A 26,516-nucleotide genomic window follows, 5' to 3' on the forward strand; every position below is an offset into this window, starting at 1 on the left:
AGAGTCGTATGGTCTGTGCTCACGCTGCGGGCAGGTCGACGTTGCCTCAGGATGTGGTGATTTAAGTCGAACATCCTTTATTTCTAGGGCACTTAGACCTGGCCAATGAAAACGCCACGTACTAGTGGAGTTATCCCACTAGTACGTCAGAGCTGGAAGTGGCTGGTTCGGAAGTCCATTTATCCACAGCACTTAAATTTTATAGTTCCCTGGACGAGTCAATTTCATAAATACTTGTAATCAACATTAATCCGTACAATTTTACGAACTTATGTTTTATTGTTAGTTAGTTCAACGTACTACTATCGTTGATTGGAACGTAAGGCGGCGACTCCTGCGGGAATAACATGAGCCTTGAGACCCCGGAGTGCGATAGCACGAGGAGGCTCAAGCCATGCCCGCGGAAAGCGTCCGCCTGCAGTGGAAATCAACAAGTCTAGCACATTTACAAATAATATTGGTTTAGAGCTTTATTAACAAATTTGATTCAGACAGAAAAAAATAAAAATAAAGGCGAGGGATTTGAATGAAACTTGGTGTACTTTCTGATATTCACGAAGACTTTAACCGCATAAAAGCCCAATCAGATGTTATGTCTATTTTAAGTAAATGGATTACAACGAAACGCCCTGATGTATTTATTATAGGCGGTGACATGACTGATAATCCTAATAATGCACTCGCATTACTGAACCAGCTGCAGAAAGAATGTCCTGACACAACAATTCTATTTGTCCATGGTAATCATGATATTTATGACGAGAGCTCGGTAAATGCTTATGAAACGTTACTTAAATTTCCAGGAAATCTCGGAAATGGTGTCATTGAACTAAATGACGATTGGGTCGTTATAGGTGATGGTGGCTGGTATGATTACAGCTTCGGGGTTCCTGACTATTCAAAAGGCGATTTTAAAAAAGGAACATTTAACAACTTTACATGGCCTGATAAATTGTATGCCAATTGGGCTGAGTCTGATTCGGATGTCGTTGGCCGCTACACACTCAAATTATCGTACTGGCTGGAAAAGTATCGTGACCGAAATATTGTTATGGTTACGCATTTCGTTCCGTTTGCCAAATATGTAGAATATAAAAACGAACCCAGCTGGGATTTTTTCAATTCCATGATGGGTAGTGAAAAATTTGGTCAATTAGCTGAAAAATACAATATTAAAAAATATATATTCGGACATGTGCATAAACGATACCATGAACAGTACAATGGTATGGAAATTATTTGTAACCCATTAGGATATTACCCACATGAATGGACACACGAATCAGCCGAAGAAGAAATAACTTCTACAATTAAAATGATTGAAATTTAGTCTTTTCCAGATGTAATGTATTATTCATATTCCGTTCATATGAGTAAGTTATTCTGTTTAAAAGCTGATTTTATAAAGGAGAGAGAAACGTGAATACGTACAGTAAAACATTACTGCGATTTTCGGCATTATTCGCATTAATAGGTGCATTCCTGGGCTCCCACATGGCAGGGGAAGGAAGTCTTGCGTTTAAAACCGTACACGCACACATATTAGTTGTCGGATGGCTAACCCTGTTCGCATGGGCAGTGTATTACAAAATCTTCACACCAGCCAATAAAATACTGGCTGCATTCCATGTCTGGACAGCCATTATTGGGGCAGTTGGCTTAACGGTTGGCATGTGGCTATATTACTTAAGACCATTTGATCTGGCTGATGGGTTAGTAACCGTCTTCTTCATCGTTGGCGGATCGATATTGCTGTTAAGCTTTTTATTCTTTGCAGTACTAACGTTTATGAAAACCGAAGATGAGAAATAAGGAACAAAAGCGCAAGCGCCTGTTCAGCGCCGTATGGACTGGACTGACCCGTGTGAGATAAAGGATACACGAAGAGCGTAAGCGATTCGATGTTGACTTATCGTAGACACGGGGAGGGAAGTCCACTAGGCGCTAGGCGCTGGAGCTGAACGTCGCTGATTCGGAAGTCCAAATATCCACAGCACTTAAATTTTATAATTTCCTATAAAGTAAATAAGAACCTGTCCTCCTATAGCCTATGGTTGGACAGGTTTTTAATAGTTACTTTAGTAAATGGTCCAACGATTTATTGAGCTTATTAACATTTACGGGGTCTGTTTTTTCGTCAGTAAGTCTGTATTTCTCTTTTAGCTCCATGATTCTGCTGACACTTTTGTTGATTCTTTCCCGGGTAATTTCTCCTTGTTCAACAGCCTCTTTCAAAGCATTAATGACTGTCACCACCTTATTAAAATCATGTGCAACCATTATTATATCGCTTCCTGATTTCACAGATTGTACCGCTGCATTTCCAATATCATAGTTATTTGTTATCGCCTTCATGGTCATGTCATCGGTTATAATCACCCCGTCAAAATTAAGCTGTTGCCTTAATAACCCGGAAATAATTTGTTGTGACATGGAAGATGGATACTCCAAATCAATCTGAGGCAGTAATATATGAGCGACCATAACAACATCTGCACCATTATTGATTGCTTTTTTAAAGGGAATCAATTCAAGGTTCTCTAATTCCATTAGTGTCTTGTTAACTGTTGGCAGTTGAAGGTGGGAGTCAGCCGAGGTATCACCATGCCCAGGAAAATGTTTTATAACAGATATGGTTCCTTGTGACTGTATTCCTTTCATTGTCTGGATACCGAGATTACTTACAACTTTAGGGTCCTCACCAAAAGACCGCTCACCAATAACCGGATTAGCTGGATTGCTATTCACATCAAGAACAGGAGCGAAATTAAGGTTAAAACCAAAGGACTTTACCATCTTTCCTAAATATGCTCCTATTTTATAGGAATACTCCGGGTTATTCCTCTCCCCAATTTTACCGTTAGCAGGAATCTTTTTTAAGTCTCCAGGAAGCTTTGAAATCTTCCCACCCTCCTGGTCAACTCCAAGTAGAATGGGCAAATGATTATCGCTATTTTCAGCTCTGATATTGTTAGTCAAATTCACCGTCTGCTCGGGAGTTTGCATATTTTCCCTATATAAAATAATCCCACCTACTTTATAGTGATTGATGAGTTTTTTTGCGTTTTTTGTTAATTTTGTCCCAGAAATTCCTGCAACTATCATTTGGCCAATCTTTGCATTTAGACTTATCTCTTTTACAGATACCTTTTTATGATTTAAGCCTGGTTCGGTAACTACAGAAATATGGTGTACTTTTGGATTAGGCTTGTCGTCAGTCGGTTTTGGCATGACCCACTTTAACTGATAGTTTGGACTGACCTGATAAACCAGAATTATTTGATCATGGCTATCATCTTGGTAATAACCGATTTTGTCAGGTTCACCTTTTTGTTTCTTTATATCATTAAAATGTATCTTCTTTAAATTTGAAGTAAATAAACGAAGGTCAAATACAATGCCCTCATGATGACCCATATTTATATTGTGTTTTGGGTACTCAATATACTGTCCATTTTCAGTCGTTGCAGATTGTTTAACGTCTCCCCATTTGTCAGTTACCACTTCTAATTTTGTCTTTCCAGCTACAAAGGAAGTGTTGGGAACTTTACCTTCTTCGGCTAATGAAAATATCTTATCTATTAATACACTGGCCTGCTTTAAATTATTATCTTCTTTATCAGTTGAATCCTCGATTTTGGAGGTGTTCTCTTTTGGGTTAAATATAAACAAAGCACCTGTAAGGAAGATAATACCTATAAGAATGAAACTCAATTTTTGCAGCATTTGAACACCTCCAGCATTTCTATTTAAATAGACGATATTCATCTGAAAATGTTGCATGACTTTGTTTTATACCAACCTGCATTAGAACAAAAGTGCAAACGCCTGTTTAGCTCCGTATGGACCGCCATTCAGCAAGCCATGGTGGTTTCTTAACTGCTCATAAATACTGTTTACTAAAAGGTTGTTGTTTATGACACAAGAGATATAAAATGCGACATAGACTGAGTATGACCGATTCGTAGTATTTTGTGTGGCTCTCTAACCACGCAGTTGATCTAAAACCTTATTTATATCATCACAACATGCATGCATTTATTTTTTTGAATAAGTGAGCAAAACCCAGCGGAGGAAATACACGTAGACTCCTGTGGGAGATGAGGCCTAGATGAGACTACGCAGCGACGTAGGAGCAAGGAGGCTCATCAGCCGCCCTTGGTGCGCGAAGTGTATTTCCGGAGCGGCTTAATAGCACTCAAATTCTTTTAAAAGTAGTTCGCATTTTATATCAACTCTGATGGTTAAAGAGAACCAAATTTTATGAAAGGAGCTATAATAAAAGCAGAAAATGGAGGTTTTTGTTAATGAAAAAGCTCGTACCACATATCAGAATTGAAAATTGTAAAGAAGAGGTCGAATACTACCAGCAAGTGTTTGGCGGAGAAATTAAAAACACACAACTAGCTGATGGGATCGAAATGTTCAAAGGTCATGAGGGAAAGTATATCCACGCCTAACTGCACATAAATGAGGACTGTATAATTTATTTAGCTGACGTATTTAGTGATAAATTCCCGAAAGACAGTAATATTCTGCTTGGGCCTGATCTTGAAAGCGAAGAAGAAATTACAGCAATTTTTCATAAGCTTGCAGAAGAAGGAGAAGTTGAGATGGAGTTGCAGGATACATTTTGGGGTGCAAAGCATGCTATTGTCAAAGACCGAAACGGAATCTCTTGGGAGTTAAATTATACAAAGCAATAATTGGTTTCAAGCACAAAATGCCTATCACCGCTGATAGGCACTTTTCTTATTGCTTCACTTTATTAAAATAATCTATAATTCCAAGTGCACTTACCTGCATATCCAGATTAATCAAGACATAGACGTCATGATCTTCAGGCACATTAAGACTGCCTAAATAATCTTTTACACGATGAAGCAGTTTTCCAGCAAGTACATCATATCCTTTTCCTTCTGTTACTGCCTCTTCACTGATCTCCATAAATACATTCAGCCATTCTGAAACCTGGTCGAGTGCTTCATCTACCTGCTCCGTCATCCCAAAATGCCCATAATATATTCTGCTCAGATTCATTTGTTGCATACGGTCGATTGCTGCTCGCATGGCGTTGGGATCGAATTGATTTGGTGATGTTGATGGCAGGAAGAAATCAATACCATCACGCACTAGCTGCTGATAGCGAATGCCAACAGTGTCACCGGTAAACATTCCGTTACTAACCGGATCATAGATGCTGAAATGATGTTTCGCATGTCCCGGTGTATCCAGGAATTCCAATGTACAATTAGTTCCGATTTTTAATGTATCTCCTTCTCCTTTAACAAGCAGGCGTTCTTCTGGGATAGGGACAATCGGATCAAATAATTCACTAAAGCTATCTCCGTACACAGCCCTTGCACCTGCTGCTAACTTTTTAGGGTTTTCCAAATGCCTTGCACCTTTTGGATGAACAACTACCGTTGCATTCGGGCACTCCTTAAGGAATAAACCAGCACCACCAGCATGATCAAGATGAACATGTGTAACAATAATGTATTTTAAATATTCTAACGAAAATCCAAGTGACTCCAGCCCTTTTTTTATATGCTTAACTGACGGGCTTGGTCCTGTTTCGACTAGTGTTAATTCATCATCGTCAATCACGTATGTACCGGTACGATCCGGTATTGCCAAATCAAAGCCATCAATTAAATGAATTCGCTTATCCAGCTCAATCGGTTCTTTTTCCTCCATTTTCTTACCTCCCCATTTTAACTAATCCTCATCCAGTGTTATCCGCTCCGACTTCTCCATCCGTTGAAAGTAATAGTCAACACACTTCTTGAATAATGGAAAATATATTTCTTGCAATTCTTCGGATTTTTTTATCATTTTCCGACAGAAGACTCCCTCTTCAATTGCGCGAAGGGCTTCAGCCCAGCGATAAGGGGGGGGGTGAATGTCGGTTGGCGATAGCCAAAACACCTACTTCATGATATAATTAGAACAAATGTTCCTGTGAAGTGGGTGGATTTCATGTTCGTCAAAAAAGCTTTTAAGTTCCGCATATACCCCAATCGAAGACAAATCGAGCAAATAAACAAGACGATTGGTTGCTCCAGGTTTGTGTTCAATTTCTTCCTTGCAAAACAGAAGCAAAAAGATGCCTACTGGTACATAACAGAAGAGATGGTACAAAGCGGCCAGCTGCCTTCTAATAATTGGAAAGGTGCGTTTTTCAATAAATATGACACGATAAAGGCGGTGCGCCAGTTAAAAGAACATTATCCTTTTTTAAAGGAAGTGGACAGCATTTCCCTTCAAAAGTCCGTTGAGAATCTGACTGATGCTTACCAACGGTATTACAGAAAACAAAATAAAGCGCCTCAATTCAAAAGCAAAAAGAATAAGGTCCAGTCGTATACCACCAAACAAACCAATGGAAATATCGCTGTTTTGGATAACCACATCAAGTTGCCTAAACTTGGTCTCATACGGTTTGCCAAAAGTCGTGAAATCGAAGGGCGAATCATCAATGCCACAGTTCGACGTAACCCGAGCGGAAAGTACTTTGTGTCTGTTCTTACAGAAGTGGAGGTTGCGCCATTACCGCAGACCAACTCCAATACGGGTGTTGACCTGGGATTGAAAGACTTCGCTGTTCTGTCGGATGGAACTATCTACCAAAACAATCGTTACTACAAGTCCCTAGAGCAAAAACTGGTTAGAGCTCAACAAGTGCTCTCAAGACGTGTAGTGGGTTCCCGCAACTGGAACAAACAACGAATCAAAATAGCCCGCATTCATGAAAGAATTGCAAACAAGCGCGAAGATTTCCTGCATAAGACCTCTACCGATATCATTAAAAACCACGATGTGATTGGGATCGAGTGTCTGCAGATATCGAATATGATGAAAAACAGGAAAAGTGCTCAATCCATTGCTGATGTTTCCTGGTATCAATTCAAGGTCATGTTGACATATAAAGCTAAATGGTACGGCAAGACTGTTGTGGAAGTGAGTAAAACCTTTCCTAGTTCGCAGCTATGTTCGTGTTGTGGCTATCAAAACAAAACCGTTAAAGACCTGCGTGTGCGTGAGTGGACCTGTGTATGTGGTGCACATCACCATCGAGATATCAATGCAGGATTAAACCTTAAAAACGAAGCGATAAGACTTCTAACCGCAGGAACTGCGGGGATAGCCTAATCCATAACGGGCGGTTACGCCTGTGTTCTTAGGAATCCCCCACTTCAATCAGACCGTAAGGTTGATAAGTGGCGGGTAGTTCAATCTGTTAAGTCTGCGCTCCTCCTCCTCTAGTTTCCTCATTTCTAGTTCAAATTGATATTCATTAAAATCATAATAACCATCATAACCTACATGACCCATCTAATGACCACCTTTATGCATTTTATTAAATTATACATAAAATGCACGATGAAAACGAGTGGCTTTAATGTAATTTTACTTCAGTTTGTAATAGCCAAGAAATTAAACTCCTCAAAAGAAAGTCAAAATTTCAAACCCTTCACTAAAGCTAAAAATCAATTTTGTACTTATTTTAGAAAATCGCCTTCTTCTAAAAATTCAACGAGCCCATCCATCAAACCACTTGCCAATGGAAGCTCCGGATTACTATATGCCTCCATGTTTCCTTGTGAATCTTTTGGAGCTTCTTTTAATACATGGTTCATTTTTTCAACGACTAGAAGTTCCGACATCTTGTTTGCATTTTTTAACAATTGTGCCTCTTTAACTGGGACTTGAATGTCGTTATCCCCGTTGACAATCAGTGTCGGAATTTCTAATTTGGCAAATTCCGCAGCAGGGTCATACTGCATCCAGGACGACATAAATCCTTGCACAGAAGGACGGAAAACGCTCATTAATTCCTGGCTGACATCTTCTACCTGTTTACCTTGCTTAAGTTTCTTTAAAATTTCCTCGCTTTCCTAAAGCAACTCACCAGATAATTGCCCTTTTAATTGATCATATAAAACTTGATCAATGGGATGCCCTGCACCAGCGATTGATATAAACGCGTCCGCATTACTATCCCGAGCTGCCACCATACCGACTAGGGAGCCCTGACTGTGCCCAATTATTCCAACTTTCGTATATGCTTCTTCCTGAGCAAGTTGCTCTACCCATGTCTTTGCATCATGAACAAATTGATTAAAATCGAGCTCATTCTCAGGGATTGCGGCTTCCACATTCTTTCCGACACCACGCTTATCATACCGCACACTAGCTATTCCATGTTCGGATAACTGCTCTGCCAGCAGCTTCAAACTGTTATTTTTGCCTTGAATGGCAGGTGAATTTCCATTTCTGTCAGTCGGTCCAGACCCAGGAATTATGATCATAACAGGAAAAGGTCCTTCTCCACTTGGTTCTTCAAGTTCACCATAAAGCCTTCCATTATCCGTCTGGACGCTCAGAAACTCACCAGTATTGTCAGCTGTTTGATCACCTTCATCACTTTTGGTCAATTCAAAGGAAAATGTTTGTCCATGCTGACTGAAGTTACCTTCGATTTTATTATTGTCTACGTTACCGTCAAAAGATATTTGCTGGCCTTGGATTTTCATAAAAAAGGAAATGTTTTTGTTGTTAACCGTTACTGATGAAAGCGGATAATCATTTACACCTTGAACAGGAATACTGATATTACCAGACCAACCATCATTTTTATTTAAGCTCACAATAATATCCAACGGTTGATTATGTACCATAATGGTTCCAGTCCATTTTCCGGATAAAACTTCCATCATCGACTCATCCTTTTTTGCAGTATCTTTTTTTTCGCAGCCTGAAATCAATATTAGGCCCATGAATATAGCCATTATGTACAGCATACCTTTTTTCACAGAAATCCTCCTACAATCTTTTGCAAAAGCCTTACCTATCATACGATTAATATCCTTAAAGGTTCCAACTATTATTCGACATAAACCGGGAATTGACAGGCACTGGAAGAGTATTTTTCCATACATATTACTTCCTTTTTAGTTCAAAATAATATTGACTATACGAAGGAGGTCATAGATAAATGCAAAACCAACAACAACAAAATTTACAGGAAACTTCCCAAATGCCACCCCAGCAACACTATGGTGGACATGATATGTTCGATGCCCATGAAGCCATGTCAACATTAGTAGGTGCATTGGAGCAAGGCGTATTATACGAACAGCATATTCAGGATCCGGAATTGAAAACAATGTGCCAGAAGCACCGGACATTCTGTACTCAACTTTACAATACAATTGTTGATACACTTAAATCCGGACAAGATCCCGCCGTACCGACACAATCCTATAAAATGGATCAAAATAATGATGTCATCTATGGAATGCAGCCATCACAGCCTAAGACTCCAGTTCAATCTGTAACTGAGCTGAATGATCAAAGCATTTCCGGGTTCATGTTAGGGTCGCTAAAGTCAACCGCATCTGCCTTTACAATGACATCACTGGAAATGACTAATCCAGTTATGCGACGTATTATGGCGGATAGTGTTCCAAACATGGTTGAAATGGCTTACGAAGTATTTTTGTATCAGAATAAGAATCAGTATTATCAGGTTCCACAGCTGCAGCAAGAACATATGCAAGCTTTTCAGAACAGCTATGCACCTGCTCAGGGAAAAATGCCTCACTAAACTTGGTATTCGTTAAAGATACTTTTTAGAACCACTGCAAGCCTCGAGATTTACGATTTCTACCTAAAAAAACTACCTGTTCGCTCGATGCGATCAGGTAGTTTTTATTCGTCAAAATTTGACAATTCGGGGAGTGACAGGCACCTCCTAATCTAGCAGGCGGTTATTTTCGTCTACTTCCATTATCCTCGCTGATCTTGTAATATCAGCCATATCATATTTTCCATCTCCATGGCATACACTGCATTGGTAGTGCCAGCCCTCGTCATCTGACAGCATTCCTGTTCCTTCACATGCTTTACAGGTATCTTCTCTATTCATAATTTAGCCTCCATTACTGTTTATTTTTCACCCAGTTGATAATTCCGCCTTTTAACATAATTTCAAGTTGGCGTTCTGATAGGGCATGTTGAACATTTATTTCCTGATCCTTATCTTTTACTTTTATCGAAAATTGATTTCCCTGCTGAATTTTATTACGCATATCGGTTAATTCCAATACATCTCCAGAAGAAAGTAAATCATAATCTTCTTCATTCACGAATGTTAGTGGTAATACACCAAAGTTAACCAGGTTCTGCCAATGAATTCGGGCAAAATCCTTTACCAAGGCAACCCGTAACCCAAGATATCTGGGTGCCAGTGCGGCATGTTCACGGCTTGAACCTTGACCATAGTTATAGCCACCGACTACGGCATGCCCACCTTTATCAACGGTGGCTTTTCCACGTTTGTAGTAGGTATCATCAATAATCTCAAACGTAAACTTGCTGATTTCAGGTAAATTACTTCGGAATGGCAGTACACGTGCCCCGCCAGCTAATATTTCGTCAGTAGAAATGTTATCCCCCATTTTTAAAAGTATAGGGAGTTCTAAATGATCATCCATTTCATCCATCTTTGGAATGGAAGCGATATTTGGACCTTTGTATAATTCGACTTTCTTAGCTTCCTCAAGCGGGAGTGGTGTATCCAATAAGCTGATATCATTCGTAGGATTCTTAGGGTCTTTTAGCTTCGGATAATCCATTCCGAGTGTTCTAGGATCGGTAATTTGTCCAGTTAAAGCTGAAGCTGCCGCTGTTTCTGGACTGCATAAGTAAACACTATCTTCCTTTGTACCAGATCTTCCAGGAAAGTTTCTTGGGGTGGTACGCAAACTGTTCCTGCCTGTAGCTGGAGCTTGCCCCATGCCAATACACCCATTACAGCCGGCTTGGTGCATCCTCGCGCCAGACTGCAGTAAACTTGCTATGTGACTCTCCTTAACCAAATCAGTCAACATCTGTCTTGACGTAGGGTTAATGTCCAGCGAGACTCCATCTGCAATTTGCTTATCATGTACAATTTGTGCTGCTACAGCAAAGTCACGAAAACCCGGATTTGCTGATGATCCGATGTATGATTGATAAATCGGGGTCCCGACTAATTCTGAGATTGACACCACGTTACCTGGACTTGATGGTTTAGCAACCAGGGGCTCAAGTTCAGACAGATCAATTTCTTCATATATGTCATATGTTGCATCCTTATCAGCAGACAACTCAGTCCAGTCATCTTCCCGATCCTGTTCCTTTAAAAATCGCTTAATTTCTTTGTCAGAAGGAAACACGGTACCTGTAGCGCCAAGTTCAGCACCCATGTTGGCAATGACATGACGATCCATTGCACTTAACTCCTTTAGTCCAGGACCGAAGTATTCAATGACCTTCCCGACACCGCCTTTCACATCATGTCGACGAAGCAATTCAAAAATAATATCTTTAGCACTAACCCAGTCAGGCAACTTCCCAGTTAAATTTATCCCCCATACTTTAGGCATTTTGACATAAAAGGGTTCCCCCGCAATAGCAAGTGCCACATCAATTCCACCTGCACCCATTGCCAGCATGCCCATACAGCCATTAGCACACGTGTGGCTGTCTGATCCAAGTAATGTTTTTCCCGGCTTAGCTAGTCGCTGCATGTGAACAGGGTGACTAACACCATTCCCGGGACGACTGTAATACAGCCCGAACCGTCTTGTAGCACTTTGTAAAAATAAATGATCATCAGGATTCTTACTATCCACCTGAATCAAATTATGGTCCACATACTGGGCTGAGGCTTCTGTTTTTGCACGTTCCAGATCCATAGCCTCCAGTTCGAGCATAACTAGTGTTCCAGTTGCATCCTGTGTTAACGTTTGGTCAATTTTAAGACCTATCTCTTCCCCAGCTTCCATTTTCCCAGCCACGAGATGGTCTTTTATAAGCTTCTGTGTGATGTTCAAAGGCATAGAATTCCTCCTATTTGCTTTTTGCTGTAATTTTTTATACTCTAGTATACTTTTGTAGTATATGAAAAAAAGCCTATAATTATTTGTAAGATATACGAATCTCTTGATGAGTTAACACGTATTATCTAAAAACAAGGTAAAGGGGCTGTAAAAATTGAATAATCATGAAATCGATTACGAACTACATGGCGATGATATGCAATTTGTAGAGGTGGAACTTGATCCAGAGGAAACTGTTATTGCTGAAGCAGGCAGTTTAATGATGATGGATGAACAAATAAGTATGGAAACCATATTTGGTGACGGATCTTCTAATCAGGGTAGCGGTATAATGGGAAAACTTCTCGGCGCGGGTAAACGTGTCATTACGGGCGAGAGTCTATTCATGACTACTTTCACAAATGAGGGATCAGGTAAAAAGCATTTATCCTTTGCATCACCATATCCTGGCAAGATTATTCCGATGGATTTAAGTGAAATAAATGGAAAACTAATTTGTCAAAAAGACGCTTTCCTAGCCGCCGCAAAAGGAGTTTCAGTTGGTATTGAATTCCAGAAGAAAGTTGGCGCAGGTTTCTTTGGTGGCGAAGGATTTATTATGCAAAAGCTTGAAGGCGATGGCATGGCTTTTGTTCACGCAGGTGGGACAATTCACAAAAAAGTACTTGAACCTGGTGAGTCATTAAAAGTCGATACCGGTTGTCTTGTAGCAATGACGGGTGATGTTGATTATAACGTTGAATTTGTAGGCGGTATCAAAACAGCAATGTTCGGTGGCGAAGGGCTATTTTTCGCAACACTGAGAGGTCCTGGAGAGGTTTGGATTCAATCACTTCCATTCAGCCGCCTGGCAAGCAGAATATTTGCAGCAGCACCAGAGAAAGGTGGATCAAAAGGAGAAGGAAGTGTAGCAGGAGGTTTATTCGATATATTGGGCGGAGACAGAAAATAGGATTTATAAAATCACTTAATATTACACATACTACCCAGGAAACACTACTACAAATTGAGGTGGTGGATGCGATGGGCAGAGATGAGCACAACAAAGCCAGAGGAAGAAACTTTCTGGCACAAACACCCAAATATGCAAAAACAGACGGCCGAGATGTAGAGTTTTCAGAAGAATTTGCAGATCATGAAGATAAAGAAGCACAAGCAAGAAGCCGCCAAGCAGACAAACGTGCCAAGCGGAAGTAACATTTAACGTGCCCCAACATGGGGCACGTTTTCTGGTATGGTGTCACTTCCCGATTTTTGCCGAATAATCTTTTTGATTGGCTGATATATTTGCCATATTATACAATTGGTATATAAGCAAATAAATGAGGTGCAGACATGGGAAAAAAGAACGTTGAGGATTATCTTACGGAAGGAATTTACGGTTCCAAGCAAACAAAGAGAGCCGAGCGAAAGAAATTTTTAGGAACAATTAGAGAAAGAATAGTTATCGCACTTACTAAGGGTCAGGTGATGACCGACAAAGGGCTGGAAAAGCTGGACGAAGCAATGAAGAGCAATAATGATGCCAAACTATTAATCAACGGACACGTCTCTTCCAAATTTTTAAAGGAAGAAAAGGCGCTGGCCAAAAAACACAATATCGCATACACCGTCATCACCAACAATGATGCCGATACAGACATAGGCGCTGTATTAACGTATGATCACGCTATCGACAAAGAAGATATCTTTATACAAAACACAGAGGAAAAGGATGAAACCGAAAAACCTGCATCGTTTTTTTCTAAAGTGAAACGATGGTTCACATAATAGCTGACCTCCAATTCATAATATAATGCAATTCAGGAATAATAAGGGTTGGAGGTGTTTAGATGACACAACAATACCTTTGCCCAAATTGCAAAACAAATCGTTCACGCTTTAACATTATCGAACAAGTAGCAAAACCAGTGAAGCTGGATGCACAGACAGGTGAAATAACGAATGAATACACCAGTGAAAATATGGACGTTTTCCACATTGCCTACAAAGGACCCGAATACAGAATTCAATGCGGGGCCTGTGGGCTTATTGAAGATGAAAATACCTTTGTGAAATTCGCCAAGTACAGTGGTCAGTAACACTATATTAGGAACAAAAGCGCAAGCGCCTGTTCAGCGCCGTATGGACTGGACTGACCCGTGTGAGATAAAGGATACACGAAGAGCGTAAGCGATTCGATGTTGACTTATCGTAGACACGGGGAGGGAAGTCCACTAGGCGCTAGGCGCTGGAGCTGGACGTGGCTAGATAGCTTAGTTAGTTATCCACAGCGTTCAAATTTTATAATTTCCTTGACAATTAGAAAACTTGGCTTATCGCCAAGCCTTAATGGTGAAAGCCTTAGTTTCACTTATGCAGTAAGAAGGATATATACTTTTTAACTGTAAATGGCGGTATCCCTTTGGTACACTTGAAATAACAATTGCTCGGAGGGATATTATGCGATTATCAAACAAAAAAGTAATTGCGCTTGTAGAAGATGACTTTGAAGATCTTGAATTATGGTATCCAGTTTTAAGACTCCAGGAAGAGGGAACTGAGGTTCACCTGGTCGGAAATGAGGAAAAAAAGAAATATGTTGGAAAATATGGTGTTCCCGCAACATCAGACTATGCCTTTTCTGATGTTAATGGTGAAGATTATGATGCAATTCTTGTTCCAGGTGGCTGGGCACCAGATAAGTTAAGACGCTATCCGGAAGTTCTGGAATACGTTCGAGTAATGGACGGTGCCAAAAAGCCAATCGGGCAAATCTGTCATGCCGGCTGGGTGCTTATTTCTGCTAATATTTTACAAGGGAGAACTGTTACCAGCACACCGGGCATTAAGGATGATATGTCAAATGCAGGCGCAACATGGATGGATGAAGCGGTGATTGTCGATGGGCATATCGTTTCTAGTCGTCGTCCGCCAGACCTGCCAGCCTATGTAAAAGCATTTGCCGATAAGTTAGCTGAAATAAACTAGAAAACTGGTTTATCGAGATCTTAGAACTCCTTATGCTTTAAGATTGCAGCATTAAATGGTGAATATAGGGGAGAAAACAATATAAAACTCACTATTTAGTACACCTTAAACTGCTGGCTGAAGTATTGACGCTCGGAATAAGTATCCAACAATCAGTGAGTGAATCCTCGTTCCGCTATTTAGCAGAAAAGGTGCTCTCGGAAGGGTGAGACGGATCCTCGTTCCGTTAATAGCAAAAAGTCAGCCAAATCTGAGGCAGAAATGACAAATAGCGGAATGAGGATCCGAACCCAAGCTTCAAATGAGGGTTTTTTAACAAATAACGGAATGAGGATCCGCCAAGTCAGTCGAAGCGGATCCTCATTCCGTTAATAAGTGGGTTCTTCAACAACAGGGGCGGAATAATGCCATTATTTCCCTCCCCTGAAACTGAGGCTAGACAACCCGTGTATTTCCTTAGCGGTTGTCATAGCACTCAAGTACCTTCCAACATTCCATCAAATATATTGTGATAAAGCATCTTCTAGCTCAAAGTGCCGTCCTACGATAAATGGCCATTCATACTGCATATACAGCCTTGATTTAGACTCTCGCAGTTTACGGACACAATCAACCAGTAACCCCAGGTCATTTGTTTCGAATAATAATAGCCATTCATAATCACCTAGTCCAAAGCCATACACGCCATTAGTTAAAATTCCAGGAATAAATTCATGTCCGATATTCCCATGATCACCAATTAGTGCTTTTCGCTCCCACTTCGGTAACAAATAGTATTCAGGGGTCCGAATAAACGGATAGAAGCACAAGTATTCTCTTGCAGGAACTCCCATTTGAAAAGAGGTCGGATGCTCGGAAAACTCAAATGGCTTAGTCATTCCTGTAAACGCATGTGGAATATCGATATATTTCCCCCATGTTGAACGACGTAAATCCAACTGGAGGTCCTGAATATCTTGGAATCGATCCGCATACATCCAAAATAATAATTCGGTATATGCCTGAAATCCTTGTGTTACGTACGCCCCTCTTAGACCAACTGTAACCTCATACTTCTGAAAGATTGCTACAGCTTCCTTTACAACTACTTTCTTTTGATCGACTGAAAGCTCGTCCCACTGTGATGTATATTTAACTGCCAAATGATTCGTAAATTGCTCCTCCATGGTGTATTCCTCCTTAAGTTTTAGTTAAAAATTTAATTTCTCTCTGATTTCCTGAATTTGATAAATATGGCGTTTTTCATGCCGCCAGATAAGATCAACTGCATTCTTTAAACTTATTGCTCCAAAATCCTGATGGTTCATAGAATTCTTAGCCAAAATTCGTTCGTGTGTTTCATTAAAGACGAATTGCAAGTGCTGAAATCTGGATTCCTCTAATAACTGAAGTAAATTTTCCTTTGTGATCATTTTATTCGGTGGTTCACTCATTGCTTTGGACTTTTTAGTTCTGTCAGTTACAAAAGATAGATCTTTTTCCTCCACCTTTTCTGTGTTAGCCTGCAAAGCATCCAAAGCAAGTCCTGCCATAGCCTTTCCTGATGTATATAAATGATGAAGCACTTGAGCAATACTCCAGCTTTTATCAGGTGGCTTCTGATTTAACTGTTCATCACTTAAATCTTGGAAACTAGTTAATAGTTTCGTTCGTGTCCTGCCAAGATTAGAAATTAACATCCCTTTCACCTCGTATATGTAAAGTTCATTTTCTGTTTCACAAAGCAATCATAATTGAATTTTTTATTTCAATATGTGATATTTATCACGTTTTTTATGTGATTATGGCTTTTTTGGCAGTTAAGAAAGTATAAATCCTTTCTTACTGCATAAGCGCAACTAAGGCTTTCGCCATTAAGGCTTGGCGAAAAGCCAAGTTTTCTAATGACTATTTAGGTGAACTGTTCTGACCATCGTTTCCTTTACACCTGGTAAACGGTTTCATATAATAGTATTAGTAACTGTTCAATCAAGGAGGGGTATGATGAGTGAAATTAAAGAGGGCACCCTGTTATGGGAACCAGATGAAAAACGTAAACAGCAATCAAATATCTATGATTATATGAAATGGTTAAAACAACATAAAAACCTACATTTTAACGACTATCATTCACTTTGGAAATGGTCTGTTCATGAGCTGGAGTTATTTTGGGAAACGATCTTTGAATATTTCGATCTTCAAGCGGAACAACCTTACCAAACAGTATTAACCTCACACGACATGCCCGGGGCTAAATGGTTTCCAGAGGCGACAATCAATTATGCCGAGCATATTTTCAGGAATCGGGATGAAAATAAACCAGCAATCATCCACTCCTCAGAAACAAGAAAAAATGCAGAAATAACCTGGAGGCAGCTATACCAGGAAACTGCTGCACTACAGCAAACCCTTAAAGATCTTGGCATAACAAAAGGGGATCGTGTTGTTGCCTATGTTGCCAATATCTATGAATCAGTCGTCGCATTTCTAGCAACTGCAAGTCTTGGGGCAGTTTGGTCGAGTGCATCACCTGATTTCGGTACACAAAGTGTCATCGACCGTTTTAAACAAATCGAACCAAAAGTAATGATCACCGTTGACGGGTACAGCTACAGCGGGAAAGAGTTCAATCGGACGGAAGTTGTAAAAAATATACAAGCAGAGATTCCAACGTTAGAAGCAACAATTGGAATCCCTTATTTAAATGAAAACTCCAGCTTTAATCATCTAAAAAATGTAACGCTATGGAATGACGCAGTTCAAACCAGTAAACAGCATACGCTCACTTACGAGCATGTGCCATTTAATGACCCATTATGGGTATTATTCTCATCAGGAACAACTGGTAAACCAAAACCAATCGTACAAAGTCAGGGCGGCATTTTACTCGAACATTTAAAAGCACTTACATTCCATGCCGACCTTGGAAAAGAAGACCGGTTCTTCTGGTTTACTACAACAGGCTGGATGATGTGGAACTACCTTGTTGGCGGGCTTCTTACAGGCAGTACGATAATTCTGTATGATGGGAATCCAGGCTACCCGGATAAAAAAATGCTGTGGAAATTTGCTGAAGATACAAGAATGACTGTCTTTGGTACCAGTGCAAGCTACATTACTGCATGCATGAAGGATGACGGGCTTACTCCTGGTGAAGAATTTGATCTGAGCCATTTGAAGAATATTAGCTCAACAGGTTCACCTCTCCCACCTGAAGGATTCCAATGGTGCTATGACAATGTCAAAGAGGACCTATGGATTGCATCTGCTAGTGGCGGTACAGATGTTTGTACAGCATTTATCCTTGGAATTTCGACTGAACCGGTGTATGCTGGTGAGCTGCAATGTCGAGGACTTGGTGCTAAAATTGAAAGCTTTAGCGATGAAGGAGAGCCGCAAACAGAGGAAGTTGGCGAACTGGTTTTAACGGAACCTTTCCCATCAATGCCAATCTATTTTTGGAATGATGCGGATGGCACCCGCTTACATGACAGTTATTTTGATGTATTCCCAGGAATCTGGCGTCATGGGGATTACTTGAAAATTACCAACCGACACACTTGTGTTATTTATGGACGATCGGACGCAACAATAAACCGCGGAGGTATTCGAATCGGTACGAGCGAGATCTATCGTGCTGTTGATCATGTGAAACAAGTAGCTGATAGCTTAATAGTAGATATTCCTGCCGACGATGGTGACTCCAGCACACCATTATTTGTCACCATGAAAGAAGGCGAGGAGTTAACAGAGTCTATTAAAAAGACCATCAAAAACGAAATTAAAAGACACTGCTCACCGCGTCATATCCCGACTGGAATATACGAAGTTCCTGAATTACCGACAACATTAAACGGTAAGAAACTGGAGATTCCGGTCAAAAAAATATTGATGGGTAAGCCAGTGGATGAAGTAGTAAATAAAGGCTCATTAAGTAATGAGGATTCATTGGATTATTTTATATCCTTTGCAAAAGAAAGACAGTGAGCAACAAACCGAGCTTGATCGTCCAAGCTCGGTTTTTCTCTTACGTCTAAGAAATCCTCACATCACCTGAGCCCGCCTTGAGCAAGATAGGATTTTCACCCTCTCCAACAACTCCCTTTAAATGATTAGCTGAATGTCTTTTCACACTCATCAATGATAGCTTATTGAAGATATCTCCTGAACCTGTACTAACTTGAACAGTTGCATTCAAATTTACCTTTCCAGCAAGCAATGTTATATCTCCACTAGATGAATCAATATCCAGCGAGCTTTCATCTAAAAGTGACAACAATACATCTCCCGATATCGTGTAGCCTTTAGCATCTCCTGTAAAACGAGTACATCTAATATCACCAGAATTTGCGTGAAGCATTACCTTTTCACCCGTTAAACTGTCCGCTTGTATACTGCCAGACGAAGTTTTTAGACTCATATCTTTAACAATGCTATTACTTTGCTGAATCTTCCCGGAAGAAGTAACAACATGAAACTGTTCTCCTTGAAAGTTCATCACAGTAACATCTCCGGAACTCGTTGAACCTGTAAGGTCCCCCTTTATTCCATTGAATGCTGCTTCCCCGGATGACGTTTCAAAATAAACATCACTAACTTCAACTTCGCTGACCGTTATTTTGCCGGATGATGTCTTTAAATGTAGTTTTTGCGCTTCTAAATTAGCAAGATTTACTTCACCAGAACTTGATCTAATATCGAAAGAATTGGATATTAGATTTGCTGCAGAAACGTCTCCCGAACTTGTTATGATACTCCAAGCCCTAGACATTTCACTGGGAACCACAATGTGAAGCATGCAGGGAGGAGTATTTAAGGAATTATACGTTTTTAACCCTTCTGCCGATATGTTCAAACTGTCCCCTGAGTGATCTGTTTTTAGCTCCGGTCCATCCTCGTATGTTTCCAGGAACAGATCTACTCGCTTGTCTTCATGGGTACTGACGTTGACGGAGGCTTCAGATGTTGAAATGTTCAGCTCCTTTAACTTAGCAACATTATCAATCGTATCCTTTTGTATGATAACTTCTTTGTTAACCGCTTTTCTGCCGCCATGTATAACGCTGTCAATAACCTTACCAACTGTCTTCCCTTCCTTCATCATTTCCACCTCTATTTTTTCTATTAATAACTCTAGTTTAACTAGGATACTTTTTTCAGGGAACCCGCCTTAGAATGATTTGCACTCCATCTTAAGTCTTAAATAAGAAAGCGCCCTCGAATTCATCGAAAGCGCTAAAGCAATTAAATACTTCTATTTTGAGTACTCAAGCTAGCTACAACATAGGCAACAAACGACAACACAATCGGCAATACTACCGAATGAAGGCCCAGTGGTTGAGGGAAAAATGATTCTGATAAGATATATAAGCCTACCCCAACAACCATTGAAGCCAGTGCACCGTATTTATTTCCTTTCCTCCAGTAGAGACCCATCACAATTGGCCAAATAAATGCCGCTTCCAGTCCACCAAACGCAAATAAATTTAACCATATTATTAAGTCTGGCGGGTTTAATGCCATTATAAAAATAATAATTCCTAATACAGCGGTAATCCCAATACTCAACCGTTTAACCCTAACATGTGATGCGTCAGGTCTGACATAATTTAAGTATAAATCCTTTACAATTGATGAACTTACGAGCAGCAAAAGCGAATCTACTGTCGACATAATTGCTGCCATTGGCGCCGCCAAAACGACGCCCGCGAGCCAATTTGGTAATACCTTCAGTGCAATCAGCGGCATTACCTTATCACCTACTTCAATCCCTGGCAGAACTGGGCGGGCAAATACACCTATTAAATGCATATTCAGCATTATAAAGCCGACTACAATTGTCCCAATAATCAGCGCACGATGCATGGAACGGGCATTCTTATAGGACATTGCCCGGACAGCGATTTGCGGTAAGGCCACAACACCAACACCTACAAGAATCCAAAAAGATGAAACATATGTAGGCGTGAGACTACCGTCAGCTCCAAATGGGGTAATCAAATTTGGATTCTCTGTACTGAGATCTGTCATAATGGTGGAGATCCCGCCCCCAGCAATTACAACCGCAATCAGTAATATAAGCGTTCCAACAAACATGATTGTTCCTTGAATCGCATCCGTTAATGCAACTGCTCTGAATCCGCCGATGGTCACATAAATCAATACTGACAACGCGAAAATAAACAATGCACTCGTGTACGAAATACCAACAAGTGACTCAATTAACCGAGCGCCGCCAATCCATTGGGCTGCCATCGCTGAAAATAGAAATATAATAATGCTGAATGCAGAAAGTAAGACAACCCATTTCGATTTATAGCGTTCTTTCAAAAAATCAACCATCGTTACCGCATTATATTTACGGGTAACAATCGCGAATTTTTTGCCTAGTATCATTAAAACAAAATAGCCAGTTGCAACCTGAGACATTGCCAATAATACCCAGCCAAGGCCTTCATTATATGCTACACCAGGTCCACCAATAAAGCTGCTTGCACTTCCATATGTGGCAGTCATCGTCATTGCTAATACGAAGCCGCCCATGTTCCGTCCACCAAGGAAATACTCCTGGAGAAATGTACTTGATGACTTCATATACTTTCCTGCCCATATACCCACACCAAAAATTATCAGTAACAGACCAATTAACGGTATTAACGCCTGCCAGTTCATTCGTCTTGCCCCTCTTCATCAAAGGGGATATCCACGAACCATTTTTTTACAATTACCGTCACCAGTACTGCCATTACTACAAATCCAAGCACACAACTGTAAAAGAACCATGCAGGAAACCCCATTACATATGAATACTCAGACGGGTCTTTTCCACCTAATCCATAAGCAAACGCGAACCACCAGACAAAATTAAAAATAACCAGTCCAACCCCTATTAATGCTTCGCGATTCGCAATCTTATAACGATAATCATTGTCTTGTACCTGATAATCTCTCATTTTCCACGCTCCCTTTTATCTAGAGCTAACTGTTTATAATATAACGGAAAGCACCTGCTGTTGTAAATATTTGAAAATTACATATTTTACACTTTATACTGATATTTCCCTAATTCAATGGCATTTCCATTGAATAAAATACCTTCACTTTCGAGTGATAGTTTTTGAACGTTGTATAACTCCTCGTTTTTAATACTAATCTCCCCTTGGGCATTTATAACCCGGTGCCAAGGAAGATTATATTTTCTGCTCATGGAATGAAGAATTCGGGATACCTGCCTTGCTCCTCTAGGACTGCCAGCCATTCTGGCAATCTGCCCATAAGTCATTACTTTTCCACTTGGGATATTTGATATAATATCTATTACATCAGTTGTGAACTTTTGCATAACTACCTCCGTAAAATATCGTCCGCCTATATTCTATCATTTTCATTGGAGAAACACCTTTTTAGGAAACTTAGCATTCGACATCCTTTAATGGCTAGAGCCCTAGCTGCATTTTTGCAGTAAAAAGCATTTAAATCAATTTCATAACTGCTAGAAATAATTTATAAATTAATGAAACATAAAACGACAGAGTTCGTGCTCTCATAGCTCCAACAATGAAGGCACGTTTCGTATTTTCTAAACTGTATTCGCCCTCTCATTACTCCAATGAGCACTCGTTTTACGCTTCTTAAACTAAATTCGCGCTCTCATAACACCGATGAGTGCTCGTTTCACGCTATCCGAAAAGAATCCAGGCACTCACTCCACCATAAAACAACTTATTAGGCAAACAAAAACGCATCGACTATCACATCAATGCGTTTTTGCTTGCTATATTAAGTGTTATCGCTAATGTTTTTTAAAGCCTTTTCCGTTACTGTCATGCAAGCTCACCTTCAGCACTTTTCCTGAAAACTCCTGCATAATAAACTCAGCGGACTTTTCACCGTTGGTAACGGTCAATGTTACTTCTTTTTCTTTCAAAATATCCACTTGTTTCTTATTCAGTAACAATTTCCTTGGCTTTTTATCATTTTGAATGTCAATAACAACTCGAACACTGTCATCAAGAGCCTCTAAATCCTCGGTATGCACGGTTGCTGTGCCATTGTTATCCTTTGGTGCAACAACAACTTCAGGTGGATCTTCTTCAGCAGTTCCTTCTGTAATACGTCCTTCAGGTCCATATTCAAACGGATCTACTTCAGAGCTGTTCAAGCTCTCGACAAAGTCTACTGTGGCATCAAGATCAGATGGACCCATTACTGGATTTTCACCTAATTCTCCAATTGGTGCGTATTTCGATCCTGTTGACGTACCCATATAATTATTTACCGTCAGGGTATATGTTTTATCCATATCGATTGGTGACCCATCAGGCAATGTTACGTCAACAACCGAACTTGTTTTAGGGTCCCACGTATAATGAAAACCGCTTATACTGTAATCAGGACCATATACTGATGAAAGTTGTGCCTCTATAATCGGGTAAAGATCTGCACCCTTTATCTCAAACGTCATCAGTGTATTGCCAAATGGCTGGATGTTATATAGATCCCCCCAGGTAACCTCACCGGCTAGCAGATCATCTCGGATTCCGCCGCCATTCATCATAGCAAAATCACTATCCATTTGAGCGTTCATTCCATCAGCAATTAGATTCCCTAAACCATGATCACCATCATTCGAATAATCACCTGTTAAATCTGTTGCATTGTAGCCTATTACTTCATTCATAATTGGTGCGATCTGATTTGCATATTTGTCCAGAATCTCAGTCACTGCTGGATCAGGGGTTACCTTGCTTTGATCTACAAAAACTACTTCTGCTTCTTTTTTTACAATGTCACCTGTCGTGCGGTCAATCTCCAGGTCAACGTCTGAGAATGCTTTTCCATATTCGGATGCTTGAACGATTAGCTTGTTATCCACGACACCATTATTAACCAAATGGTTATGTGCAGAATAAATAACATCAACCTCATCGTCAACCGCATTCGCTAAGTCAGCAGCCTGACCTGTTACGGTATCACCATTCTGCTCACCTGGAATGTGTGACAGCAGCACAATTGATTTCACACCTTGTGCTTTAAGCTCTGCGACAGATTCGTTCACAGCCTCAGTTGCATTTGTGAATTCAATATCCTGTATCCCAGCAGGCATTACCATTCCAGCGGCTTCCTGTGTGATAACACCAACGAATCCAATTTTTTCACCATCAACTTCCTCTACATAATGTGGAGGCAAGACAGTGTCACCAGAATCCTTGTAAACACAATTTGCACATAGTAACGGGAAATTCATTCCGTCATAGCCATCAGTACCTAAGCCTTCCGGATGTTCTCCTCCATTTACCATACGTAGTAGTTCGTCTGTCCCTTCATCAAATTCATGGTTTCCTACTGTACCAACATCAAATCCGATTTCTTCCATAATCTCGACAGTTGGTTCATCCTGAAGCAAACCTGATACTGGTGAACTACCACCAATCATATCACCGGCATGAACAATCAGCGTATTTGGATTTGTTTGCTCCCGTGCTCCAATAGCTGCAGCAGTATAGTCCATTTTACCGTAAGTACTGAATGTTCCATCACCGTCTGGGTCAAGCTCATATTCCTGATCAATTTTTCCATGCAGGTCATTCATGCTTAATAACTGAACCGATAAATTTTCAGTTGAGCCATCATCGTCACCGACAAATGTATAGCCATACGATTCTGCCTCTTCTTCACTTGCAAAGAAGACTCTATTTTCCACTGGAACTTCAGCCCAATTATCAGGCATAACGTACTCCATTGTGTCGGAATTACCTACATATCTTAAAAATCCTTTTTGATCATCATTTGCCCGGAATTCAAATGGTAATTCCAGCAATGGATCTTCCGGATTCCAAATACCGAGACCAGCATCTTTCGCTTCTTTCACCGCATCCTGATATGTCGGATATACTTCTTCATTAAATGGCGCGATAAAATAGGTTGATGCTAACCCTTCCCGTACCATCTCCAGGTTGATATTCAAGCCATCTTCCTGACGAATAACTTCTGCCAGCAGTCTGCCGTAATCATCAGTTGGTTCCTCACCTATTTTCACAAGAACCTCATCACCTGGCTGAATAAGCTCATTCATATATGCTTTCGCTTCTTCACCAAAAGCTTTCTGATTTGCATTTATTTCGTCTCTAGCAGGGTCGTCATTATGAGCTGTATATGTTTCAGCTGTGTCCATATTTAGAAAACGTACCTTCGTCCCTCCAAGGACTGGTGTTTCTAAATGAATCGTATCGCCATCTACAACACTTTTAACAGTAGATTCATAAACCCCTGCTGCTGATGGTGGTTCCGGTTGTTTTTCAGCCAATTGAATGTCCGCTTGTTCAGTTGGAATTAACTGATACGAATTATACTGGCTGACAATCGCCGTAACGTTATACCACCTATCTTCCTCTACTAATGAAATATCCAGGGCATTCTCCATCACCCTTAGCGTTGTTCCATTGAAGTCCGAATCAATTAATGAAACATTATAGCCTCCACCTGCAGGGCTACCAGGGATATCATTAATAAATCCTGTAAGCTGAACTAATTCCCCTTCATAGGACTCGGCAACAGCAGAATCCTGAAGATCAGCTAATGTAACAGATTGTGCTTGCGGTAATTCCTGTCCACTCTCCACTACTTCAATTGAAGTCGGGATAACTTCTTTTAAGCCATTATATGAATCTAGTTCACCAGAAACCCGGACTCTATCTCCTTTAGCAAGATCGGGAATTTCCCCTTGTTCGAATGCAAAAAGATTAATGCCGCCTGTCTCGTCTTGTATGTATGTTGAAAATTGTGCGCCATTACTGATTGCATTATTATTAACCGTTACTATTCCTTCTACTGTTACTGCAGTTCCATCACTTAGCTCACGAGCATCAGCAATAGAATATTCCTCACCAGGATCACCTGGGTCTGTAGGTGGCTCTTCCCCACCGGCACCGTCCATTGTGTGACTCCCAAGATATGCAAATGTATCTTTCGCATAATCTGACCATTCTGCTTCATTGTATGATGAACTTGCCTGTGTAACAGATCCATCTCTTACTAATGTGATGTCTTTTGCATAATCACTATCAGTTCCAATGTTACCTAATACATCCATTGCACTACCATTCTTTTTTAACACAAATGCATCGTCACCATTAAAATTAGCTACCGCAGAGCTTTCCAAGTCCGTCTGGGATAAAATTTCTGTACCAGCGCTTGAATGGGCAACAACAAATACATCATTATGTTCCAAAGTACCTGATAGTTGTACCGACTGACTTGCTTCGGCAGCACCATTACTATACAATTCCAATTTGTAATTTGATAAATCTACTGGATCACCTGTACCATTATAAATCTCGATTGCCTTGTTATACGAACTTCCTTCAATATACTCTGATATGAATAAGTCCTCTGCCACTACCTCATTACTTTCCGCTTTCACTAGGATCGTAGAATAATTCATGAACACTAGCGTGAAAATAAGAAGCAAATTCAGCATCTTCTTCACAGTCGAATTTTTCATTGGTACCCTCCATTAATATGATATTGTGACACAATTGTGACTGTGGCACACTTTTAATATGGCATATAAAATAAGAGGATACAATTAAGATTTTGTAAATTTATAGTAAATTCTTACTATTTTAACAGTGATTAGCTAAAAACAGTTAAAAATACCCACTCGAACAACATGTC

At 40.3% G+C, this 26,516-nt stretch carries 26 protein-coding genes; 12 read left to right on the plus strand and 14 right to left on the minus strand.

All coding sequences use genetic code 11. The annotated features are described in order from the left end of the window. Window positions 1-526 precede the first annotated feature (526 nt). Window positions 527-1,330, plus strand: coding sequence for a metallophosphoesterase (locus tag ACTWQM_RS11360; RefSeq protein ID WP_443258267.1), 804 nt, complete (start codon window positions 527-529; stop codon window positions 1,328-1,330). Between the two features lie 89 nt (window positions 1,331-1,419). Then, window positions 1,420-1,812 (plus strand): hypothetical protein, encoded by a 393-nt coding sequence (locus ACTWQM_RS11365; RefSeq protein ID WP_443258268.1) that lies wholly within the window; start codon window positions 1,420-1,422, stop codon window positions 1,810-1,812. Between the two features lie 261 nt (window positions 1,813-2,073). Here ACTWQM_RS11365 and nagZ read toward each other — a convergent pair whose 3' ends face one another. Further along, the gene (gene nagZ / locus ACTWQM_RS11370; RefSeq protein WP_443258269.1) at window positions 2,074-3,726 is read right to left on the minus strand and encodes a beta-N-acetylhexosaminidase; all 1,653 of its coding nucleotides are present in this window, start codon (window positions 3,724-3,726) and stop codon (window positions 2,074-2,076) included. A gap of 581 nt (window positions 3,727-4,307) precedes the next feature. On the opposite strand from nagZ, the gene ACTWQM_RS11375 reads away from it, so the two are divergent. Continuing rightward, window positions 4,308-4,460 (plus strand): hypothetical protein, encoded by a 153-nt coding sequence (locus ACTWQM_RS11375; RefSeq protein ID WP_443258270.1) that lies wholly within the window; start codon window positions 4,308-4,310, stop codon window positions 4,458-4,460. A 108-nt stretch (window positions 4,461-4,568) separates the two neighbouring features. Continuing rightward, complete coding sequence (locus ACTWQM_RS11380; protein ID WP_443258394.1) at window positions 4,569-4,706, plus strand: VOC family protein; 138 nt, start codon at window positions 4,569-4,571, stop codon at window positions 4,704-4,706. Between the two features lie 46 nt (window positions 4,707-4,752). Here the strand turns inward: ACTWQM_RS11380 and ACTWQM_RS11385 are convergent, their stop codons facing one another. Further along, window positions 4,753-5,700, minus strand: coding sequence for an MBL fold metallo-hydrolase (locus ACTWQM_RS11385; RefSeq protein WP_443258271.1), 948 nt, complete (start codon window positions 5,698-5,700; stop codon window positions 4,753-4,755). Between the two features lie 282 nt (window positions 5,701-5,982). Here ACTWQM_RS11385 and tnpB point away from each other — a divergent pair, with 282 nt between their 5' ends. Beyond that, the gene (tnpB, locus tag ACTWQM_RS11390; RefSeq protein ID WP_443258272.1) at window positions 5,983-7,155 is read left to right on the plus strand and encodes an IS200/IS605 family element RNA-guided endonuclease TnpB; all 1,173 of its coding nucleotides are present in this window, start codon (window positions 5,983-5,985) and stop codon (window positions 7,153-7,155) included. A 48-nt stretch (window positions 7,156-7,203) separates the two neighbouring features. Here tnpB and ACTWQM_RS11395 read toward each other — a convergent pair whose 3' ends face one another. The 3 genes from ACTWQM_RS11395 to ACTWQM_RS11405 form a co-directional block, all read right to left on the minus strand. Further along, complete coding sequence (locus ACTWQM_RS11395; RefSeq protein ID WP_443258273.1) at window positions 7,204-7,338, minus strand: hypothetical protein; 135 nt, start codon at window positions 7,336-7,338, stop codon at window positions 7,204-7,206. 167 nt (window positions 7,339-7,505) lie between these two features. Beyond that, window positions 7,506-7,835 carry an alpha/beta fold hydrolase gene (locus ACTWQM_RS11400; RefSeq protein WP_443258274.1) on the minus strand — a complete coding sequence of 110 codons (330 nt, stop codon included), beginning with the start codon at window positions 7,833-7,835 and terminating at the stop codon, window positions 7,506-7,508. Window positions 7,836-7,901: 66 nt separating this feature from the next. Further along, window positions 7,902-8,819: an alpha/beta hydrolase gene (locus ACTWQM_RS11405; protein WP_443258275.1), complete on the minus strand. Its 918-nt coding sequence runs from the start codon at window positions 8,817-8,819 to the stop codon at window positions 7,902-7,904. Between the two features lie 182 nt (window positions 8,820-9,001). On the opposite strand from ACTWQM_RS11405, the gene ACTWQM_RS11410 reads away from it, so the two are divergent. Next, the gene (locus tag ACTWQM_RS11410; RefSeq protein ID WP_443258276.1) at window positions 9,002-9,613 is read left to right on the plus strand and encodes a spore coat protein; all 612 of its coding nucleotides are present in this window, start codon (window positions 9,002-9,004) and stop codon (window positions 9,611-9,613) included. 147 nt (window positions 9,614-9,760) lie between these two features. Here ACTWQM_RS11410 and ACTWQM_RS11415 read toward each other — a convergent pair whose 3' ends face one another. Both ACTWQM_RS11415 and ACTWQM_RS11420 read right to left on the minus strand, forming a co-directional pair. Continuing rightward, on the minus strand, window positions 9,761-9,934 hold the full coding sequence (locus ACTWQM_RS11415; RefSeq protein WP_375051904.1) for a hypothetical protein: 174 nt from the start codon (window positions 9,932-9,934) through the stop codon (window positions 9,761-9,763). Window positions 9,935-9,947: 13 nt separating this feature from the next. Further along, window positions 9,948-11,891: an aconitate hydratase gene (locus tag ACTWQM_RS11420; protein ID WP_443258277.1), complete on the minus strand. Its 1,944-nt coding sequence runs from the start codon at window positions 11,889-11,891 to the stop codon at window positions 9,948-9,950. A 154-nt stretch (window positions 11,892-12,045) separates the two neighbouring features. Between ACTWQM_RS11420 and ACTWQM_RS11425 the strand changes: the two genes are divergently transcribed. The 5 genes from ACTWQM_RS11425 to ACTWQM_RS11445 all read left to right on the plus strand — a co-directional run bounded on the left by ACTWQM_RS11425 (window position 12,046) and on the right by ACTWQM_RS11445 (window position 14,861). Next, window positions 12,046-12,843: a TIGR00266 family protein gene (locus ACTWQM_RS11425; RefSeq protein WP_443258278.1), complete on the plus strand. Its 798-nt coding sequence runs from the start codon at window positions 12,046-12,048 to the stop codon at window positions 12,841-12,843. Between the two features lie 71 nt (window positions 12,844-12,914). Beyond that, window positions 12,915-13,088: a YfhD family protein gene (locus tag ACTWQM_RS11430; protein WP_443258279.1), complete on the plus strand. Its 174-nt coding sequence runs from the start codon at window positions 12,915-12,917 to the stop codon at window positions 13,086-13,088. 138 nt (window positions 13,089-13,226) lie between these two features. Further along, on the plus strand, window positions 13,227-13,661 hold the full coding sequence (locus tag ACTWQM_RS11435) for a YueI family protein (RefSeq protein ID WP_443258280.1): 435 nt from the start codon (window positions 13,227-13,229) through the stop codon (window positions 13,659-13,661). A 62-nt stretch (window positions 13,662-13,723) separates the two neighbouring features. Further along, window positions 13,724-13,972 (plus strand): DNA alkylation repair protein, encoded by a 249-nt coding sequence (locus tag ACTWQM_RS11440; protein ID WP_443258281.1) that lies wholly within the window; start codon window positions 13,724-13,726, stop codon window positions 13,970-13,972. A gap of 361 nt (window positions 13,973-14,333) precedes the next feature. Then, window positions 14,334-14,861, plus strand: a complete 528-nt coding sequence (locus ACTWQM_RS11445; RefSeq protein WP_443258282.1) for a type 1 glutamine amidotransferase domain-containing protein — start codon at window positions 14,334-14,336, stop codon at window positions 14,859-14,861. Between the two features lie 497 nt (window positions 14,862-15,358). On the opposite strand, the gene ACTWQM_RS11450 is transcribed toward ACTWQM_RS11445, so the two are convergent. Both ACTWQM_RS11450 and ACTWQM_RS11455 read right to left on the minus strand, forming a co-directional pair. Further along, entirely contained in the window at window positions 15,359-16,027 is a 669-nt protein-coding gene (locus ACTWQM_RS11450; RefSeq protein ID WP_443258283.1) for a chlorite dismutase family protein, read from the minus strand. A 24-nt stretch (window positions 16,028-16,051) separates the two neighbouring features. Beyond that, the gene (locus ACTWQM_RS11455) at window positions 16,052-16,540 is read right to left on the minus strand and encodes a DinB family protein (protein ID WP_443258284.1); all 489 of its coding nucleotides are present in this window, start codon (window positions 16,538-16,540) and stop codon (window positions 16,052-16,054) included. 304 nt (window positions 16,541-16,844) lie between these two features. Between ACTWQM_RS11455 and ACTWQM_RS11460 the strand changes: the two genes are divergently transcribed. Beyond that, window positions 16,845-18,827, plus strand: coding sequence for an acetoacetate--CoA ligase (locus tag ACTWQM_RS11460; protein WP_443258285.1), 1,983 nt, complete (start codon window positions 16,845-16,847; stop codon window positions 18,825-18,827). Between the two features lie 46 nt (window positions 18,828-18,873). On the opposite strand, the gene ACTWQM_RS11465 is transcribed toward ACTWQM_RS11460, so the two are convergent. The 5 genes from ACTWQM_RS11465 to ACTWQM_RS11485 all read right to left on the minus strand — a co-directional run bounded on the left by ACTWQM_RS11465 (window position 18,874) and on the right by ACTWQM_RS11485 (window position 26,343). Continuing rightward, the gene (locus tag ACTWQM_RS11465) at window positions 18,874-19,941 is read right to left on the minus strand and encodes a DUF4097 family beta strand repeat-containing protein (RefSeq protein WP_443258286.1); all 1,068 of its coding nucleotides are present in this window, start codon (window positions 19,939-19,941) and stop codon (window positions 18,874-18,876) included. Between the two features lie 143 nt (window positions 19,942-20,084). After that, complete coding sequence (gene panF, locus ACTWQM_RS11470) at window positions 20,085-21,512, minus strand: sodium/pantothenate symporter (RefSeq protein WP_443258287.1); 1,428 nt, start codon at window positions 21,510-21,512, stop codon at window positions 20,085-20,087. Continuing rightward, window positions 21,509-21,793: a YhdT family protein gene (locus ACTWQM_RS11475; RefSeq protein WP_375051894.1), complete on the minus strand. Its 285-nt coding sequence runs from the start codon at window positions 21,791-21,793 to the stop codon at window positions 21,509-21,511. Before ACTWQM_RS11475 ends, panF begins: the two co-directional genes overlap by 4 nt. Window positions 21,794-21,879: 86 nt before the next feature. Next, window positions 21,880-22,182, minus strand: coding sequence for an MGMT family protein (locus ACTWQM_RS11480; RefSeq protein ID WP_443258288.1), 303 nt, complete (start codon window positions 22,180-22,182; stop codon window positions 21,880-21,882). A gap of 450 nt (window positions 22,183-22,632) precedes the next feature. Then, complete coding sequence (locus ACTWQM_RS11485; protein WP_443258289.1) at window positions 22,633-26,343, minus strand: 5'-nucleotidase C-terminal domain-containing protein; 3,711 nt, start codon at window positions 26,341-26,343, stop codon at window positions 22,633-22,635. Window positions 26,344-26,516: the final 173 nt, after the last annotated feature.

Origin of the sequence: Virgibacillus sp. L01 (assembly GCF_052246775.1) — a bacterium.
Lineage (GTDB): Bacteria > Bacillota > Bacilli > Bacillales > Amphibacillaceae > Lentibacillus.

Bases quoted from the DNA above. Each gene is read 5' to 3' on its own strand.
- ACTWQM_RS11395 (WP_443258273.1), bottom strand. From the start codon at position 7,338: ATGGGTCATGTAGGTTATGATGGTTATTATGATTTTAATGAATATCAA.
- ACTWQM_RS11415 (WP_375051904.1), bottom strand. From the start codon at position 9,934: ATGAATAGAGAAGATACCTGTAAAGCATGTGAAGGAACAGGAATGCTG.
- ACTWQM_RS11430 (WP_443258279.1), top strand. From the start codon at position 12,915: ATGGGCAGAGATGAGCACAACAAAGCCAGAGGAAGAAACTTTCTGGCA.
- ACTWQM_RS11360 (WP_443258267.1), top strand. From the start codon at position 527: ATGAAACTTGGTGTACTTTCTGATATTCACGAAGACTTTAACCGCATA.
- ACTWQM_RS11410 (WP_443258276.1), top strand. From the start codon at position 9,002: ATGCAAAACCAACAACAACAAAATTTACAGGAAACTTCCCAAATGCCA.
- ACTWQM_RS11440 (WP_443258281.1), top strand. From the start codon at position 13,724: ATGACACAACAATACCTTTGCCCAAATTGCAAAACAAATCGTTCACGC.
- ACTWQM_RS11420 (WP_443258277.1), bottom strand. From the start codon at position 11,891: ATGCCTTTGAACATCACACAGAAGCTTATAAAAGACCATCTCGTGGCT.
- nagZ (WP_443258269.1), bottom strand. From the start codon at position 3,726: ATGCTGCAAAAATTGAGTTTCATTCTTATAGGTATTATCTTCCTTACA.
- panF (WP_443258287.1), bottom strand. From the start codon at position 21,512: ATGAACTGGCAGGCGTTAATACCGTTAATTGGTCTGTTACTGATAATT.
- ACTWQM_RS11385 (WP_443258271.1), bottom strand. From the start codon at position 5,700: ATGGAGGAAAAAGAACCGATTGAGCTGGATAAGCGAATTCATTTAATT.
- ACTWQM_RS11465 (WP_443258286.1), bottom strand. From the start codon at position 19,941: ATGAAGGAAGGGAAGACAGTTGGTAAGGTTATTGACAGCGTTATACAT.
- ACTWQM_RS11400 (WP_443258274.1), bottom strand. From the start codon at position 7,835: ATGAGCGTTTTCCGTCCTTCTGTGCAAGGATTTATGTCGTCCTGGATG.
- ACTWQM_RS11375 (WP_443258270.1), top strand. From the start codon at position 4,308: ATGAAAAAGCTCGTACCACATATCAGAATTGAAAATTGTAAAGAAGAG.
- ACTWQM_RS11450 (WP_443258283.1), bottom strand. From the start codon at position 16,027: ATGGAGGAGCAATTTACGAATCATTTGGCAGTTAAATATACATCACAG.
- ACTWQM_RS11485 (WP_443258289.1), bottom strand. From the start codon at position 26,343: ATGAAAAATTCGACTGTGAAGAAGATGCTGAATTTGCTTCTTATTTTC.
- ACTWQM_RS11445 (WP_443258282.1), top strand. From the start codon at position 14,334: ATGCGATTATCAAACAAAAAAGTAATTGCGCTTGTAGAAGATGACTTT.
- ACTWQM_RS11435 (WP_443258280.1), top strand. From the start codon at position 13,227: ATGGGAAAAAAGAACGTTGAGGATTATCTTACGGAAGGAATTTACGGT.
- tnpB (WP_443258272.1), top strand. From the start codon at position 5,983: ATGTTCGTCAAAAAAGCTTTTAAGTTCCGCATATACCCCAATCGAAGA.
- ACTWQM_RS11480 (WP_443258288.1), bottom strand. From the start codon at position 22,182: ATGCAAAAGTTCACAACTGATGTAATAGATATTATATCAAATATCCCA.
- ACTWQM_RS11475 (WP_375051894.1), bottom strand. From the start codon at position 21,793: ATGAGAGATTATCAGGTACAAGACAATGATTATCGTTATAAGATTGCG.
- ACTWQM_RS11460 (WP_443258285.1), top strand. From the start codon at position 16,845: ATGAGTGAAATTAAAGAGGGCACCCTGTTATGGGAACCAGATGAAAAA.
- ACTWQM_RS11455 (WP_443258284.1), bottom strand. From the start codon at position 16,540: ATGTTAATTTCTAATCTTGGCAGGACACGAACGAAACTATTAACTAGT.